The 16,856-nt window shown below is 72.7% G+C and carries 12 protein-coding genes; 6 read left to right on the forward strand and 6 right to left on the reverse strand.

The features are described from left to right. Positions 1–111 precede the first annotated feature (111 nt). The 3 genes from C7M71_RS17295 to C7M71_RS17310 all read left to right on the forward strand — a co-directional run bounded on the left by C7M71_RS17295 (position 112) and on the right by C7M71_RS17310 (position 4,213). The gene (locus C7M71_RS17295; protein ID WP_111491198.1) at positions 112–465 is read left to right on the forward strand and encodes a histone-like nucleoid-structuring protein Lsr2; all 354 of its coding nucleotides are present in this window, start codon (positions 112–114) and stop codon (positions 463–465) included. A gap of 361 nt (positions 466–826) precedes the next feature. Continuing rightward, complete coding sequence (locus C7M71_RS17305) at positions 827–3,334, forward strand: ATP-dependent Clp protease ATP-binding subunit (protein WP_111491199.1); 2,508 nt, start codon at positions 827–829, stop codon at positions 3,332–3,334. A gap of 108 nt (positions 3,335–3,442) precedes the next feature. Further along, positions 3,443–4,213 (forward strand): L,D-transpeptidase family protein, encoded by a 771-nt coding sequence (locus tag C7M71_RS17310; protein WP_111491200.1) that lies wholly within the window; start codon positions 3,443–3,445, stop codon positions 4,211–4,213. A 57-nt stretch (positions 4,214–4,270) separates the two neighbouring features. Here the strand turns inward: C7M71_RS17310 and C7M71_RS17315 are convergent, their stop codons facing one another. The 3 genes from C7M71_RS17315 to C7M71_RS17325 all read right to left on the reverse strand — a co-directional run bounded on the left by C7M71_RS17315 (position 4,271) and on the right by C7M71_RS17325 (position 7,875). After that, on the reverse strand, positions 4,271–5,839 hold the full coding sequence (locus C7M71_RS17315; protein ID WP_229759143.1) for an aldehyde dehydrogenase family protein: 1,569 nt from the start codon (positions 5,837–5,839) through the stop codon (positions 4,271–4,273). Between the two features lie 215 nt (positions 5,840–6,054). Further along, positions 6,055–6,894 carry a M23 family metallopeptidase gene (locus tag C7M71_RS32655; RefSeq protein ID WP_111491202.1) on the reverse strand — a complete coding sequence of 280 codons (840 nt, stop codon included), beginning with the start codon at positions 6,892–6,894 and terminating at the stop codon, positions 6,055–6,057. A 387-nt stretch (positions 6,895–7,281) separates the two neighbouring features. Next, entirely contained in the window at positions 7,282–7,875 is a 594-nt protein-coding gene (locus C7M71_RS17325; protein WP_111491203.1) for a TetR/AcrR family transcriptional regulator, read from the reverse strand. Positions 7,876–8,152: 277 nt separating this feature from the next. Between C7M71_RS17325 and C7M71_RS17330 the strand changes: the two genes are divergently transcribed. Beyond that, positions 8,153–9,676: an MDR family MFS transporter gene (locus C7M71_RS17330; protein ID WP_111491208.1), complete on the forward strand. Its 1,524-nt coding sequence runs from the start codon at positions 8,153–8,155 to the stop codon at positions 9,674–9,676. A gap of 80 nt (positions 9,677–9,756) precedes the next feature. Here the strand turns inward: C7M71_RS17330 and C7M71_RS17335 are convergent, their stop codons facing one another. Further along, positions 9,757–10,665 carry an HhH-GPD family protein gene (locus C7M71_RS17335; RefSeq protein ID WP_111491204.1) on the reverse strand — a complete coding sequence of 303 codons (909 nt, stop codon included), beginning with the start codon at positions 10,663–10,665 and terminating at the stop codon, positions 9,757–9,759. 154 nt (positions 10,666–10,819) lie between these two features. On the opposite strand from C7M71_RS17335, the gene C7M71_RS30725 reads away from it, so the two are divergent. Continuing rightward, a complete protein-coding gene (locus tag C7M71_RS30725; protein ID WP_162824288.1) occupies positions 10,820–11,746 on the forward strand; it encodes a hypothetical protein in 927 nt (308 codons plus the stop codon). Positions 11,747–11,781: 35 nt separating this feature from the next. Here C7M71_RS30725 and disA read toward each other — a convergent pair whose 3' ends face one another. Together disA and radA are read right to left on the reverse strand one after the other, a co-directional pair. Then, complete coding sequence (disA, locus tag C7M71_RS17350) at positions 11,782–12,888, reverse strand: DNA integrity scanning diadenylate cyclase DisA (protein ID WP_229758776.1); 1,107 nt, start codon at positions 12,886–12,888, stop codon at positions 11,782–11,784. A gap of 125 nt (positions 12,889–13,013) precedes the next feature. After that, entirely contained in the window at positions 13,014–14,570 is a 1,557-nt protein-coding gene (radA, locus tag C7M71_RS17355) for a DNA repair protein RadA (RefSeq protein WP_111491207.1), read from the reverse strand. Between the two features lie 281 nt (positions 14,571–14,851). Between radA and C7M71_RS32660 the strand changes: the two genes are divergently transcribed. After that, complete coding sequence (locus C7M71_RS32660; protein ID WP_265737663.1) at positions 14,852–16,843, forward strand: BACON domain-containing protein; 1,992 nt, start codon at positions 14,852–14,854, stop codon at positions 16,841–16,843. Positions 16,844–16,856: the final 13 nt, after the last annotated feature.

The following is a 16,856-nucleotide window of genomic DNA, read 5'->3' on the forward strand; positions in this document are numbered from 1 at the left end:
CCCCCCGGTGCCACTCTGCACGGACTGCGCCGTCCGCAGGGTTTGTGTTTTCCGGGGAAAGGCGGTTTCCTTTCCCCAAGGCAATCCGTCGTTTAGTGGAAAGGGAAGCCCGTGGCGCAGAAGGTGCAGGTTCTTCTTGTCGACGATCTCGACGGCGGCGAGGCGGACGAGACGGTCACGTTCGCCCTCGACGGTGTTGCTTACGAGATCGATCTCAAGAGCGAGAACGCCGACAAGCTGCGCGAGCTCCTCGCGCCGTTCGTCGACAAGGGCCGCAAGCAGAGCGGCCGGCTGAGCAGCGCCCGAGGCGGCCGTGGCCGCGCGGCGACCGCTGCCCGCCCGGCGGCCGGCAGCCAGGACACCGCGAAGATCCGGGCCTGGGCGAAGGACAACGGCTTCACGGTCAATGACCGGGGCCGCGTACCCAGCACCGTTCGCAAGGCGTATGAGGACGCGCACGCCTGACCGAGCCGCCGGACGGGGCGCGGGGGCTTCCTCCGTGCCCCGGCGGGCGCGAATCCGGGATGCAACGGCCGTCACAGCGGGTATGACAGTGATGACGACGGGATGGTCCGCCAGGCCGCGTCGGACCGCGTGTCGAGGGTCGCGTTCGCCATGGGCGTAGCGGTATCAGGTGGATCCGGCTGGCCTGCGGGAACATCGTCTCGCAGCATCGGGTTGGGACTGTTGTCGGCTGTCGCGGGGGAACGCATCGCGATGGGCGTCGACAGTTGAAGTGAGCTGTCCCGCTGCGCGGGACTAGCATGCGGAAGGACAGGGAGGGGACCGACCCCTAACTGCCCGACCGCTCTGAGGAGCGATAACGATGTTCGAGAGGTTCACCGACCGCGCGCGGCGGGTTGTCGTCCTGGCTCAGGAAGAGGCCAGGATGCTCAACCACAACTACATCGGTACTGAGCACATCCTCCTGGGCCTGATCCACGAGGGTGAGGGTGTCGCTGCGAAGGCCCTGGAGAGCCTCGGGATTTCGCTCGAGGCGGTCCGCCAGCAGGTGGAGGAGATCATCGGCCAGGGCCAGCAGGCCCCTTCCGGCCACATCCCCTTCACCCCCCGTGCCAAGAAGGTGCTTGAGCTCTCCCTGAGGGAGGCCCTGCAGCTCGGCCACAACTACATCGGCACCGAGCACATCCTGCTCGGCCTGATCCGGGAGGGCGAGGGCGTCGCCGCCCAGGTCCTGGTGAAGCTCGGCGCCGACCTCAACCGGGTGCGGCAGCAGGTCATCCAGCTGCTCTCCGGCTACCAGGGCAAGGAGACCGCCACCGCCGGCGGCCCGGCCGAGGGCACCCCCTCGACCTCCCTGGTCCTCGACCAGTTCGGCCGGAACCTCACGCAGGCCGCACGCGAGGCCAAGCTCGACCCGGTCATCGGGCGCGAGAAGGAGATCGAGCGGGTCATGCAGGTGCTGTCCCGCCGCACCAAGAACAACCCGGTGCTCATCGGTGAGCCCGGCGTCGGCAAGACCGCCGTGGTCGAGGGCCTGGCCCAGGCCATCGTCAAGGGTGAGGTCCCGGAGACGCTGAAGGACAAGCAGCTCTACACCCTCGACCTGGGCGCGCTGGTCGCCGGCTCCCGCTACCGCGGTGACTTCGAGGAGCGCCTGAAGAAGGTGCTCAAGGAGATCCGCACCCGCGGCGACATCATCCTCTTCATCGACGAGCTGCACACCCTGGTCGGCGCCGGCGCCGCCGAGGGTGCCATCGACGCCGCCTCCATCCTCAAGCCGATGCTGGCCCGCGGTGAGCTCCAGACGATCGGTGCCACCACGCTCGACGAGTACCGGAAGCACCTGGAGAAGGACGCCGCGCTGGAGCGCCGCTTCCAGCCGATCCAGGTCGCCGAGCCGTCGCTGCCGCACACCATCGAGATCCTCAAGGGTCTGCGCGACCGGTACGAGGCGCACCACCGCGTCTCCATCACCGACGCCGCCCTGGTCGCCGCCGCCACCCTGGCCGACCGCTACATCTCGGACCGCTTCCTGCCCGACAAGGCGATCGACCTCATCGACGAGGCCGGCTCGCGGATGCGCATCCGCCGCATGACCGCGCCGCCGGACCTGCGCGAGTTCGACGAGAAGATCGCCGATGTGCGCCGGGAGAAGGAGTCCGCGATCGACGCGCAGGACTTCGAGAAGGCCGCCTCGCTCCGCGACAAGGAGAAGCAGCTCCTCCAGGCCAAGGCCAAGCGGGAGAAGGAGTGGAAGGCCGGCGACATGGACGTCGTCGCCGAGGTGGACGAGGACCTGATCGCCGAGGTCCTGGCCACCGCCACCGGCATCCCGGTCTTCAAGCTCACCGAGGAGGAGTCCTCCCGGCTGCTGCGCATGGAGGACGAGCTCCACAAGCGGGTCATCGGCCAGAAGGACGCCATCAAGGCGCTCTCCCAGGCCATCCGCCGCACCCGGGCCGGCCTCAAGGACCCCAAGCGCCCCGGCGGCTCGTTCATCTTCGCCGGCCCGTCCGGCGTCGGTAAGACCGAGCTGTCCAAGACGCTCGCCGAGTTCCTCTTCGGCGACGAGGACGCGCTGATCCAGCTCGACATGTCGGAGTTCTCCGAGAAGCACACCGTCTCGCGGCTCTTCGGCTCGCCCCCCGGCTACGTCGGGTACGAGGAGGGCGGCCAGCTGACCGAGAAGGTCCGCCGCAAGCCGTTCTCGGTGGTCCTCTTCGACGAGGTCGAGAAGGCCCACCCGGACATCTTCAACTCGCTGCTCCAGATCCTGGAGGACGGTCGCCTGACCGACTCCCAGGGCCGGGTCGTGGACTTCAAGAACACGGTCATCATCATGACCACCAACCTCGGCACCCGGGACATCTCCAAGGGGTTCAACCTGGGCTTCGCCGCCCAGGGCGACATCCAGACCGGGTACGACCGGATGAAGGCCAAGGTCGGCGAGGAGCTCAAGCAGCACTTCCGGCCCGAGTTCCTCAACCGCGTGGACGACATCGTGGTCTTCCACCAGCTGTCCGAGGAAGACATCATCCAGATCGTCGACCTCATGGTCGCCAAGGTGGACGAGCGGCTCAAGGACCGGGACATGGCCATCGAGCTGTCCACCGAGGCCAAGAAGCTGCTCGCCAAGCGGGGCTACGACCCGATCCTGGGCGCCCGCCCGCTGCGCCGCACCATCCAGCGTGAGATCGAGGACGTGCTCTCCGAGAAGATCCTCTTCGGTGAGCTGCGCCCCGGCCACATCGTGGTGGTCGACATCGAGGGTGAGGGCAAGGACGCCAAGTTCACCTTCCGAGGCGAGGAGAAGGTGCCCGTCGCCGACGCCCCGCCGGTCACCGCGGCCGGCCCGGACCTCACCAAGTAGCGCATCGCTGCGGCAGAGCCGCCCCGGACACCGTCCGGGGCGGCTCTGCCATGCCCGGGGTGTAGGTTGGAGCGGGCCGCCGATCCACCGGCCCACGGGGAGGGAACCATGACGGGGGAACCCACGACGGGGAAGTACCCGAGCCCGCTCGGCCGCCGCGCCCCGCTGCTCATCGCCGGAGGGCTCGCGCTTGCCGCCCTGGCCTCCGGCTGCGGCGGCTCCGGCAATGCGGCCCCCGCAGCGGCCCGTACCGGCACCGCCTCCCCGCAGGCCGCCGCCGACGCCCAGCCCGGCCGGATCACCGGCCTCAGCGCCCGGTGGCTCGGCAGGATCCCGGCCGACGCCCGGCAGGCCGTGGTGGTGTACGGGGACGCGGCCGACTCCCCCAGCGGCACGGTGACGCTCTACCAGAAGCACGGCTCCGCCTGGACCGCCGACGCGACCTGGGCCTCCCACAACGGCCGCCTCGGCTGGACCCCCTCCCACCACGAGGACGACAAGCGCAGCCCGGTCGGGGTCTTCACCCTCACCGACGCGGGCGGCCTGCTGCCCGACCCCGGGTCCAAGCTGCCCTACCACCAGACCGCCCTCTTCACCCCGCCCTCGGTCTGGGGGCCCTCGCACCGGCATGACTTCGACTATGTGATCGCCATCGACTACAACCGGGTGCGCGGCTCCTCACCGCTCGACCCCCGGCGACCCCAGGGCGAGCGGGCCGGTGGCAGCATCTGGCTCCACTTGGACCCCGGCAGCGGCTCCTCGGCCTGCGTCACCCTGCCCAAGGCGGCCATGCAGCACCTGCTGCGCACCCTCGACCCGGCCCGGCACCCGGTTGTGGTGATGGGTGACCGCGCGACCCTGGCCGGCAAGGACGCCTGACGCCGCCACCACGTCACCGGGCGGACCCGTGGACCCGGCCGGGGAACGGGCGGGCGTTCAGCGTGGCGGGTAGAGGGAGTAGCCGGGGAAGTTGCCGTAGAGCTTCTCGTCGGCGCCCTCGGGGCCGTGGGTGACGGCTTGGACGAGCAGGTCGCCGCCGACGAAGGCGCCCTTCCAGGAGGCGCCGAGGCCGCCGAAGACCTCCGCGCGGTCGCCACGGCTGCGGGGCTTGTTGACGCCGATCTTGAAGGCGAGGATGTCGGGGGCGATCCGGGCGGCGAAGGCGGCGTCGTCGGTGGCCAGGCTGGCGACCAGCGAGCCATTGCCCGCGTTCATCGCGGCCAGCAGTTCGGACTCGGTGTCGACCAGGACGATGGAGTCCAGCGGCCCGAAGGGCTCGGCGTGGTGCAGCGACCAGTTGGCCGGGGGCTCCAGGACGCAGGCAGGTGCGGCGTATGCGGAGGTGTCCTGGCCGGGCAGGAAGGCGCCGTCGGCGGTGGACCCGCGATGCAGCGGCACGCCCCGGCCCTGGACCGCCTCGTCGAACTGGGCGGCCAGCTCCTGGGCCTTGGCGGCGTGGATGACCGGGCCGAAGTCCAGCTCCGGCAGCGGGTCGCCGGGGTCGGCGACGGCCAGCGGGTGACCGAAGCGGATGTTCTGCACGACGGCCAGGTAGGTCTCCAGGAAGGCGGGGAAGAGCGACCGCTGGACGACATAGCGGGGGTAGGCGGTGCACCGCTGCTTGGCGTACTCGAACCCCTTGCGCAGATGCGCGGCCAGCACGTCCCACTGGGAGAAGTCCCAGATGCCCCAGGTGTTCAGCCCCTCCTGCTCCAGGAAGTGGCGGCGGCCCAGGTCCGCCAGCGAGGTGGCGGCCTTGCGTCCGTTGGCCCGGCCGCCGACGAAGGCGAGGGCGCCGAGCCCGGGGGAGCGGATCAGCACGTCGCCGATGCTGGACCCCCGGCCGGAGAGCAGGGTGACCGGGAGCCCCGCGCGGCGCATCAGCGCATGGGCGAGGGTGAGGCAGTGGAACCCGCCCTGGGAGGGGGTCTTGGCGACCACCGCGTTGCCGGCCAGCACCTGGACCAGCTCGGCGTGGACCTGCACGCTCATCGGGTAGTTCCAGCTGGCGATGTTGGAGACCGGGCCGGGCAGCGGGCGGCGCTCCCCCGGGGTGCCCACGGCGAGCTGCCGCTCGATCTCCGCCAGGTACCAGCGCACGCCGTCCAGCGCGCGGTCGACATCGGCGCAGGCGAGCCGCCAGGGCTTGCCGATCTCCCAGACCAGCAGCAGCGCCAGCAGGTCGCGGTGGTCGGCGAGCGCGTCCACGGCGGTGGCCACCCGGGCTTGGCGCTCGTCCAGCGGGACGCGTCCCCAGGCGGCGTGTTCGGTGATGGCGAAGGCCACGGCGGACTCGGCCGCGTCGATCCCGACCCGGGGCGGCCCTGGGATCGGGCTGCCGTCCACGGGCGTGGTGTGCTCGCCGGGCTCGCCCTCGGTGGACCACTCGCCGCCCACCAGGTTGAGCAGCCGGTCGGCGGCGAACGCCTCGGGGGCGGCCTGCACACAGCGGTCGTAGGTGGTGGACCAGGACGTTCCGGGCTTGAGCGACAGTGCCACGTGCAGCTCCTCCGGTCGGGGGTGCCATGGGCCGCCGGGTGCGGCGCAGGGCCTTGGCTCCAGTGTGTGACGGGAAGCCGCTGATCGCAGGAGGCGGCAGCCGGACCACGCCCGGACGTGCCCGTACACCCCCGGACATGCCCGCAGCACCGCCGTCCGGAGCGGACGGCGGTGCCGGGGGCTGTGCGGGGGTCCGGGCGGACCCGGTCAGGCGGGGCGGGTCAGAAGGAGACGCCCTTGCCCTTCAGGAAGGTGACCGGGTTGATGACCGCGCCGTAGGCGTTGACGGTCCGGATCTCGAAGTGGAGGTGCGGGCCGGTGGAGTTGCCGGTGTTGCCGGAGCGGCCGATCTGCTGGCCGGCGGACACCGACTGGCCGGCGCTGACGCTCAGCGACGACATGTGGGCGTACAGGGCGTAGTGGCCGTCGGAGAGCCGCAGCGTCACCGAGTTGCCGTAGGCCCCGGCCCAGCCGGCCGAGACGACGGTGGCCTTGCCGACCGAGTACAGCGGGGTGCCGACGGAGACGGCGAAGTCGGTACCGGTGTGGTAGCCGGCCGCGTAGCCGCTGTTCGGCACGCCGAAGGACTGGCTGAGCCGGGTGCCGGAGGGCACCGGGGAGGAGTAGCCGGCGGAGACCTGGGTACCCAGCTGCCCTCGCTCGGAGGAGCGGGAGGCGGCCTTGGCGTCCGAGGCGGCCTTGGCGCGGGCGGCCGCGTTGGCGGCGGCGATCTTGTGGGTCTGGTGGGCGGCGTGCGCGTCGGTGGCGGCCTTGGCGCGGGCCGCGGCGTTGGCGACCGCGATCTTGTGCGCCTGGTGGGCGGCGTGCGACGTGGTGGCGGCGGCCTTGGCACGGGCGGCCTCGTTGGCCACATGGATCACATGGGCCTGGTGCGCGGTGTGCGCGACATGGGCGACGTGCACCTGGTGGGCGCTGAGCGCCGTGGGGGCCTGGGTGCTGTCGGCGGCGAAGGCGGTGCCGCTCAGGGCGGCGGTCGCGACGGTGACGCCGGCTATGGCGGCGGCCAGGCGGGTGGGACGTATACGGGAGTTGCGCTTCACGCTGGGTGTCCTCTATCGGTTCGACGGCCCGGTTGCCGCAGGAGCACGGTGAGGTGCCGGTGCGCGGGCCGGGGCCCCGACTTTCAGCGGGGGCTTCAGCGGAACGGCGAGCGGGTCGAAATAAGGAGGTTTCAACCTGCTTGCCGTCGGGCAGAACCAGTCGTAACAGAGCCCTTGCGGAGGTCCCAAGCCCCCGCTGTACTACGCATGTCCGTATACGGAGTGTGTGGTCAGCGGGGATTTGTCTGTTTTTGGCGCGCTGAGCTGGCGGCGCGCAAGCCGCTTCCCGCTACGAATGCCGATAGTGACCGCGATATCCGCTGTGACCGGGCTCACGGATTCGGGCCCGGTCCGGCGGGTAAAACGACCTCTTTCCGGATGTGCCGGTCAGCCCGACGGGCAGCCGGTCCTGATGTGGTCGGCGATCTCCAGCGCCACCTCCAGCGCCGCCGCCTGCCGCTCCGCCGCGTCCGGGCAGTTCGGTTCCCCCGGGTCCTCCTGGAGCAGGAAGAGCCCCGCATTGATCGCGAAGATCGACATCGCGGCGCGGACCCGGTCCTGGAAGGTGCTCTCGGGGCCCTCGATCAGCCGGACCATGGCGATCATCCGCTGCTTGAAGAGGGCGCCGGCATTGAGCTCGCGCACGGCCGGCTGGTTCTCGTGGAAGAAGCGGACCAGCGGGACGCTCTCCGACATCGAGGCGGCGAAGCGGCGCACCACCTCGTCGCGCATCTCGGGCGACCAGGGCCGGTCCTGCGCCCAGGCGATGACCTCGTCGATCGGCGCCGACATGGACTCCACGATGCCTCGGACGATGTCGTCCTTGGTCTTGAAGTGGTAGTACAGAGCAGCCTTGGTCACGCCCAGCCGGTCGGCGATCTCGCGCAGCGAGGTCTTCTCGTAGCCTTGCTCGGAGAACAGCTCAAGGGCGACGTCCAGGATGCGTGCCCGGGTGTCGCCGCGAGGCGCGTGGATGCTCATCGCTTTCGTCGTACCCCTTGTCCGTGTGCGGTCGGCGCGGTGCCGACCGGGGTGTCCGGAGTCAAGTCTTCCGCCTGTGGCCAGCGGCGGGGAAATCAACTTGACGGCCGGCTGGTAAGGAGCCTAGCTTGCGAGAGCAGAAATCCACTAGCCGGTCGTCAAGTAAGCTGCCTCGGGGTAGCGCTTCGAGCGGCAGCCCGCAACGGGGAGAGACACCGTGTCGCAGAAGCAACCAGCCGAGCCGGAGGCCCGGACACCGCGCGAGATCCGCGTCATCATGGTCGGCCTGGTGATCACCATGCTGCTCGCGATGCTCGACAATCTGATCGTCGGCACCGCGATGCCCACCATCGTCGGAGACCTGGGCGGCGCCCAGCACCTCTCCTGGGTGGTCACCTCCTACACCCTGGCCACCGCCGCCTCCACCCCGATCTGGGGCAAGCTCGGCGACCTCTACGGCCGCAAGGGCACCTTCATCACCTCCATCGTGGTCTTCCTGGTGGGCTCCGCGCTCTCCGGGCTCTCCCAGACCATGGGGCAGCTGATCGGCTTCCGGGCCATCCAGGGCCTGGGCGCCGGCGGCCTGATGGTCGGCGTGATGGCGATCATGGGTGCGCTGGTGCCGCCCCGTGAGCGCGGCAAGTACCAGGGCATGTTCGCCGCCGTGATGGCGATAGCCATGATCGGCGGCCCGCTGGTCGGCGGCTTCATCACCGACCACCTCAACTGGCACTGGACCTTCTACATCAACCTGCCGCTGGGCGCCCTCGCCCTGCTGGTGGTCACCGCCACCCTGCACCTGCCCAAGGTCCGCTCCACCGCCCGGATCGACTACCTGGGCGCGGTGCTGCTCACCGTGGGCATCACCTCCCTGGTGCTCATCACCACCTGGGGCGGCCAGCAGTACGACTGGACCTCCGGCCAGATCCTGGGCCTCGGCGCGCTGGCGCTGCTCTCCCTCGTCGGCTTTGTGTGGGCCGAGCGCCACGCCGAGGAGCCCATGCTGCCGCTGGGGCTCTTCAGCAACCGCAACTTCACCCTGGTCTCGGTGATCGGCTTCCTGGTCGGCTTCACCATGTTCGGCTCGGTCACCTTCCTGCCGCTCTACCAGCAGAGCGTGCAGGGCGCCTCCGCCACCAACTCCGGGCTGCTGCTGATGCCGATGATGCTCGGCATGCTGGTGGTCTCGCTGGTCGTCGGCCAGGCCGTCACCCGCACCGGCCGCTACCGCATCTTCCCGATCCTCGGCACCGGGGTGATGGCCGGCGGCGCGCTGCTGCTCTCCACCCTCTCCACCGACACCAGCCGCTTCACCTCCGGCGTCTACATGGTGGTGCTCGGCGCCGGTATGGGCTTCCTGATGCAGATCACCATGCTGGTCGCGCAGAACAGCGTGGAGCTGAAGGACATGGGTGTGGCCAGCTCCACCGCCACCCTGTTCCGCACCATCGGCGGCTCCTTCGGTGTCGCGCTCTTCGGCGCCCTCTTCACCAACCGGGTCACCGGCACCATGAAGGACATGCTGGGCGCGAGCGGCGGCAAGGCCACCGAGCAGACCACCCAGATCACCCCGACCGTGCTGCGGACCCTCCCCGCCCCCTTCCAGAACGCCTACCACCACGCCATCTCCAACGGCATCCACTCGGTGTTCCTGTGGGGTGCGGTGGTCAGCGTCGTCGGCATCGCCGCCGCCGTCTTCCTCAAGGAGGTGCCGCTGCGCGGCGCCGGGAGCGCGGTCGGCGGCGCCGACGAGGCGGACTCCGGCGAGGGTACGGAGACCGCGCTGGCCGGCGCGCACTGACCGACCGGAAACGGCACGGCAGCGACGGAGGGGCCGGGCACCCATGGGTGCCCGGCCCCTGCCGTCGCTCTGCCTGCGGCTCAGCCCGCCGCCGGCGCCCCCGGCAGCCGGTAGACGCCCTGCGCCACCGGCTCCACCAGCCCGTCGGCGACCAGCCCGTCCAGCGCCCGGGCCCGCTGCACCGGCTCATGCCACACCGCGTCCAGCTCCGCCTGGGACACCTCGCCATGTGCTTCCCGCAGCACCGCGAGCAGCTTGCCGCGCACCTGCCGGTCGGTCCCCGCATAGGTCTGGCCGCGCCGTGGCGGACCTTCGTATGGCGGGCTGCCGGCCAACCGCCAGGCGCACATCGCCGCCACCGGGCAGCCGCCGCAGCGCGGCGTCCGGGCCGTGCAGACCAGCGCGCCCAGCTCCATCACCGCCACCGCCCAGGTCGCTGCCGTCTCGTCGGCCTCCGGCAGCAGCGCGGTCGCGGTACGGCGCTCCGCGGCCGTGGTCGCCGTCGGCGGATACTCCACCGCGTCCACCACCCGGGCGAACACCCGCCGCACATTGGTGTCCAGCACCGCATGGCGGCGGCGGAAGGCGAACGAGGCGACAGCGGCGGCGGTGTACTCCCCGACCCCCGGCAGCGCGAGCAGCTCGGCATGGTCGTCGGGCACCTCGCCGCCATGCCGCTCGGTGATGGCGGTGGCGGCGGCGTGCAGCCGCAGCGCCCGGCGCGGATAGCCCAGGCGTCCCCACATCCGCACCGCCTCACCGGGGGCGTCGGCGGCCAGCGCGGCGGGCGTGGGCCAGCGTTCCAGCCAGGCCGTGTACGCGGGGAGCACCCGCTTCACCGGGGTCTGCTGGAGCATGAACTCACTGACCATCACCGCCCATGGAGTGGCCTCGGGGGCACGCCAGGGCAGGTCGCGAGCGTGGGCTGCGTACCACTCCAGGACGGTGGAGTGCAGCAGCGGGATCGGCACGGCGGTTTCTACGGACATCTCCCTCCGATCCTCCCATGAGCCGCCGTTCGGTCGGCGCCCGGTCGGAGCAACAGGCTGATGATCTGAAAGAAGGGGGCCGGTCGAGGTGTTGATGCGGTGAGGGGCGGTTGATCTCTCGTAGAGTTTGCGCGTGCCCTCTATGCGCCATCCCGTGGGACCGCTGCCCGCGTCCATCTACTGGCGGCGGCGGTTTGTCGTGCTCGTCGCGCTGCTCGCAGTCGCGGCCCTGATCGTGTGGCTGACCGTGCGCGGGGGCGGCGGCAACGAGGCGCAGGGCAAACATCCCGCGCCCGTCCAGTCGATCACGCCCGGCAGCAGCCCCAGCGGCTCGGCGATCACCACCCGGCCCGGGGGCGGCTCAGGGGGCGGCTCCGGGAGTTCCGGCAAGCCCGGCACCGGGAGCAGCGAGTCCCCCGGCGCCGAGGGCGGCACCTCCGACTCCGGCGGGGGCAGCACCGAAGGCACCACCGGAGGTACCGGAGGTACTGGAGGCAGCGATGTCAGCCTCTCCGGCGGCTCCAGCGGTTCCGGCAGTTCCGGCGGTTCCGGCGGCTCTGCTGGATCGGCCGGCTCCACCGGCTCCACCGGTTCCACGTCCAACGGCGGCAGCGGGTCCACCTCCGGCGGCAGCGGCACCGTCCAGATCGACACCGCAGCGGTACGGGCCCTGCCGATCTGCCCCACCTCCAAGGTCTCCCTGGAACTCACCAGCGTGCAGAACGCCTACCAGCCCAAGGACCGCCCCCGGTTCGAGCTGACCGTTCGCAACTCCGGCCCCGCCTGCCGTGCCGACCTCGGCCGGATGGCGTCGCTGATCACCGTCAGCGAGGCCAGCGCCGGGCGGGTGTGGTCCTCCGGCGACTGCCCCACCGACCGCAGCTCCACCTGGGTCGGCATCCCCGCAGGCGGTGCCGTCACCGAGACCTTTGTCTGGGACCGCAGCCGCAGCATCCCCGAGTGCCCCACCCCCGCGCCCGGCGGCACTGCGGGCGACGGCGTCTACCTGGTCCAGGCCAGCCTCAGCGGCGTCTCCGGCACCCCCGTCACCGCCCGCGCCTCCTTCCGCCTGGAGAGCTGAACCGGCCCCCTCGGCGGGTGCCGGGGCGGGGCGGGTCAGACGTAGCGCTCCAGGATGGAGGACTCGGCGAGGCGGGAGAGGCCCTCGCGGACCGAACGGGCGCGGGCTTCGCCGACGCCGTCCACCGCCTGGAGGTCGTCGACGCTGGCGGCGAGCAGCTTCTGAAGGCCGCCGAAGTGCTCGACCAGGCGCTCGATGACGGTGTTGGGCAGGCGCGGGACCTTGGCCAGCAGCCGGTAGCCACGGGGGGAGACGGCCGAGTCCAGGGCCTCGGGGGTGCCCGGGTGGCCCAGGGCCTTGGCGACGGCCTGGACGTCCAGCAGCTCGGTCTGGCTGAGGGCGTCCAGATCGGCGAGGACGTCATGGACGGTGCGGCCCTTCTTGGCGGCGCGCTCCGGGAAGTAGTCGCGGGCCACCAGCTCCCGCTCCGGCTCGACACCGGCGATCAGCTCGTCCAGTTGGAGGGAGAGCAGCCGGCCGTCGGTGCCGAGCTCGACCACATAGCCGGCGATCTCGGTGGCGATCCGGCGGACCATCTCCAGCCGCTGGGCGACGGCGGTGACGTCGCGGACGGTGACCAGGTCCTCGATCTCCAGGGCGGAGAGGGTGCCGGCCACCTCGTCCAGGCGCAGCTTGTAGCGCTCCAGGGTGGCCAGTGCCTGGTTGGCCCGGGAGAGGATCGCGGCGGAGTCCTCCAGGACGCGGCGCTGCCCGTTGACATAGAGGGCGATCAGCCGCATGGAGTGGCTGACCGAGACGACGGGGTAGCCGGTCTGCTTGTTGACCCGCTCGGCGGTGCGGTGCCGGGTGCCGGTCTCGTCGGTGGGGATGGAGGAGTCGGGCACCAGATGGACACCGGCCCGCACGATCTTGGTGATGTCCTTGTCGAGCACCACCGCGCCGTCCAGCTTGCAGAGCTCTCGCAGCCGGGTGGCGGAGAACTCGACATCCAGCACGAAGCCGCCGGTGCAGATCGGCTCGACGGCCTTGTCGAAACCGAGCACGATCAGGCCGCCGGTGTTGCCGCGCAGCACCCTCTCCAGGCCGTCCCGCAAGGCGGTGCCGGGGGCGACGGCACTCAGGGAGGCACGCAGCAGGGCCTCCTCGCGGGGGGACTTCTCCGCCCGGTCGTTGGCTGCCACTGGACTCCCTCGGTCGGCCGGCGGTGCGGTCTGCCGACGTTCTGCCATGGTGCGATCAGGGCAAAGTTTACCGTCGGGCGGCCCGCGAGGGTGGCGGGTCGGGGCAGGGCGGGTCAAGAAGCGGTTCAGAAGGGCTCCGGGACCTCCTTCGGCTCCACCGGATCCCAGCCCTGCATCACGTCCGCGCCGGGCGCCGGGAGGTCCGCCGCAGCGCGCGCACGCGGGCGTCGGCCGGGCCGATCCCCCTCGCCGGACGGCCGGTCGCCGGAGGCTCCGGAAGCTCCGGAGGAGCCGGAGGAGCGGCGGCGGCCGGGGATGGCGGCCAGCGCCTCGCCGATGTCGGCCACCTCGACCACCCGCATCCCCGGCGGCACCTTGCCCGGGTCCTGCGGGACCAGGGCGTGGGTGAACCCCAGCCGGTGGGCCTCGGCGAGGCGGCGCTGCACCCCGTTGACCCGGCGCACCTCGCCGGCCAGCCCGACCTCGCCGATGGCGACCAGGTTGCTGGGCAGCGGGGTGTTGGCGGCGGAGCTGGCCACCGACAGGGCGATGGCCAGGTCGGCGGCCGGTTCGGTGAGCCGCACCCCGCCGACGGTGGCGGTGTAGATGTCCTGCTTGCCGAGCCGTACGCTGCCGTGCCGCTCCACCACGGCGAGCACCATGGCGATCCGGGGCGAGTCGAGCCCGGAGGTGGTGCGGCGCGGGGAGGGGATCTGCGAGTCCACCATCAGCGCCTGCACCTCGGCCACCAGTGGGCGGCGACCCTCCAGGGTGACGGTGAGACAGGTGCCGGGCACCGGCTGGCTGCGGCGGGTGAGGAAGAGCCCGGAGGGGTCGGGCAGCCCGGCGATGCCCTCGTCGTGCAGCTCGAAGCAGCCGACCTCGTCGGTGGCGCCATAGCGGTTCTTGATGCCCCGGATCAGCCGGAGCCGGGCGTGCCGGTCGCCCTCGAAGTGCAGCACCACGTCCACCAGGTGCTCCAGCAGCCGGGGGCCGGCGATGGAGCCGTCCTTGGTGACATGGCCGACCAGCAGGGTGGCCATGCCGCGGTCCTTGGAGGCGCGGATCAGGGCCCCGGCGACCTCGCGGACCTGCGCCATGCCGCCGGGCGCCCCGTCCAGCTCGGCGGAGGCGATGGTCTGCACCGAGTCCAGCACCAGCAGGGAGGGGTTCACCTGGTCGATGTGGCCGAGCACGGCCCCCAGGTCGGTCTCGGCGGCCAGGTAGAGGTGGTCGGAGAGGGCGCCGATGCGGTCGGCGCGCAGCCGTACCTGCCCTGCCGACTCCTCGCCGGTCACATAGAGGGTGCGGTGCTGCGCGGAGGCGGCCTTGGCGGCGACGTCCAGCAGCAGGGTGGACTTGCCGACACCCGGCTCCCCGGCCAGCAGCACCACGGCGCCGGGGACCAGCCCGCCGCCGAGGACCCGGTCCAGCTCGTCCACGCCGGTGCGGCGGGCGGTGGCGACCTGTCCGTCCACCTGGGCGATGGGGCGGGCGGGCGCGCTGACCGGCCCGGCGGCGGTGGTGCGGATGGGCACGGCGCCGTACTCCTCCACGGTGCCCCAGGCGTTGCACTCGGGGCAGCGGCCCACCCACTTGGGGAGCTGGTTGCCGCACTCGGTGCAGCGGTAGGCGGGGCGTGCCTTCGCGGAGGACTTGCCGGAGGAGGTTCGGGCTGCCATGCGGTGAACGGTACAAGGCCCCACCGACAGCGCCGACCGGCGCGGGGCGGGGGCGGTGTGGAGGGGCGCTGCGCTTGCGGTGGCGGGGGTGGTGTGGAGGGGCGCGGCGCGTGCGGGGGCGGGGCGGTGTGGAGGGGCGCGGCGCTTGCGGTGGCGGGGCGGCGGGTGTGGGGCGGTGCGGGGGCCCGGTGTCACCCGTGACGGTGGACGCGTTACCCGAAAGAAGGATGCCCGCCGCAACCCGGCCGACCCGGCCGGGCGGTGCCCCTAACGTCGGCAGGATGACGACCAGTGCCGACACCCAGATGCCCGCGGCGGCCGGATCAGGGCCGCGCGGGGTGGAGCGTCCCGAGGAGGCGTACACGCGGCAGGTGGACGGTCTCTTCACCTACTGCCTCTCCGTGCTGTGCGACCACGACGCCGCGCTGGCCGCCGTGCGGTCGGTGCACGAGATGGCGGTGCGGCACCACGACCGGCTGCGCGACCCCGGACTGCTGCGGGCCTGGCTCTACTCGCTGGCCCGGTACGCCTGCCTGCTCCGCCTGGAGGACGCCGCCGAGCGGCCCGGCCACGAGCCCGGCGGGGCATCCGGCGGGGAGCCGGGCCCGGGTGTCGGCCAGGCCCAGGGCGGCCCCCCGCCGCTCACGGCCGCGCAGCAGCAGGAGCGCCGCGCCCGGCTTGCCGTGCTGGCCTGGCCGGAGGCGGCCGGTACCACCCCGCAGCAGCGGGAGGCGCTTGAGCTGGCGGTCCGTCACGGGCTGGCGTCGGGTGAGGTGGCGGCCGTGCTGGGGCTGGCCCCGGAGGACGCCTCCGTACTGCTCCGCCAGGCCGCCTGCGAGGTGGAGCGCACCCGGATGGCGCTGCTGGTGCTGGCTGCGGCCGACTGTCCGGAGCTGGACCGGCTGGGCAGCGGCCGGACCGGCCCGGAGGACGGCGGCATGCTGCTGGGCCCCGCGCTCCGCCGCGAACTGGTGCACCACGTGGACGACTGCCCCACCTGCCGGGGCACCGCCGAGGGCGCTGCGGCCGGCGGCCCCTGGCCGGGGACGGAGGTGCTGCGCGCGGGCGGCCCGGCGGGTTTGGCGCTGCCGCTGGTACCGGCGCCCGCCGCAGCGCTGGCCGGGACGGCGGGCGCGGCCTTCCTGGCCGGGGCCTCGGCGGGCCGCCGGGCGCGCGGCGGGCGGCGCGTGCGGGCGTACGGGGCGTCGGGCGGGCTGGTACGCGGCCGTGCGCACCCCCCGGCGGAGCCGACCGCCGGTCCCCGGTTCGACCGGCAGGGCTTCCCCCGGCACCGGGCGGACTCGCCGGACCTGGCGGTGATGCTCCGCAACCGGGCGGTGACCACGACGGTGCTCGCTGCGGTGCTGGCCGCGCCGGTGGCCGCGCTCTGGGTGGCGCACCGGGGCGGCGACGGCGCGGGCGGCCCTGCGGCGGTCTCGGCGGTACGGGTGGACACCCCCAGCGGGGCCTACGGGTACGGCGGCGGGTCCGGCCCGGCCGGTGGATACGGCGGCGGGCATGGCGGCCAGTACGGCGCGGCGGGTGGCACAGCCGTGGGCGCGCTGCGGCCGGAGAGCGCCGCCGGGCGGGACACGGCCCGGATGTTCGGCCCTATGTCGAGCAGGAGCGGCACGACCCCGCTGGCCGCCGGTGAGACGTCGCCACCGGCGGTGCCGTCCCCGGCGGCGGCGGTGGGACTGCCGATCCCGGTCGCCGCCGCGTCGCCGGGGGCGGCGGTGCCGTCCGCGCCGGTAACGGAGTCCCCGTCGGCGGGCCGGCTGGAGGTCTCCGCCAGCGAGTACGGCAGCCGCACCGTGGTCACCCTCACCAACTCGGGTGGCAGTTCGGTCTTCTGGCGGGCCGTCAGTGATGCGGCCTGGCTGCGGCTCAGCCGGGATTCGGGGGCGCTGGAGCCCGGGCAGCGGATCACCGTCATCGTCACGGTGGACGCCGACCGGGTGCCGCACGGCCACTGGACCGCCCATATCGCGCTCCAGCCGTCGGAGACCGTGGTCACCCTGGAGGGCCACGGCCGACGCCATGGCGGGCACGGCGGGCCGCACCCGTCCCCCTCCGGGCCGCCCCGGTCGGACGGCCCCGGTTCCAGCCAGGGTCCGGGGCCGCAGCCGTCGCAGTCGCCGCCGTCGGGTGGGCCGACCGGTGGGCCGGGGCCGTCGTCCCCGCCGCCGCCGTCGCCCTCGCCGTCCTCTCCGGAGCCGTCCCAGCAGCCCTCCGGGACGGTGTCGCCCGGACCGTCGAGCAACACCGGCTGAGGGCCGGTCGGCT

It is taken from the genome of Peterkaempfera bronchialis, from assembly GCF_003258605.2.
In the GTDB taxonomy this organism is placed as follows: domain Bacteria; phylum Actinomycetota; class Actinomycetes; order Streptomycetales; family Streptomycetaceae; genus Peterkaempfera; species Peterkaempfera bronchialis.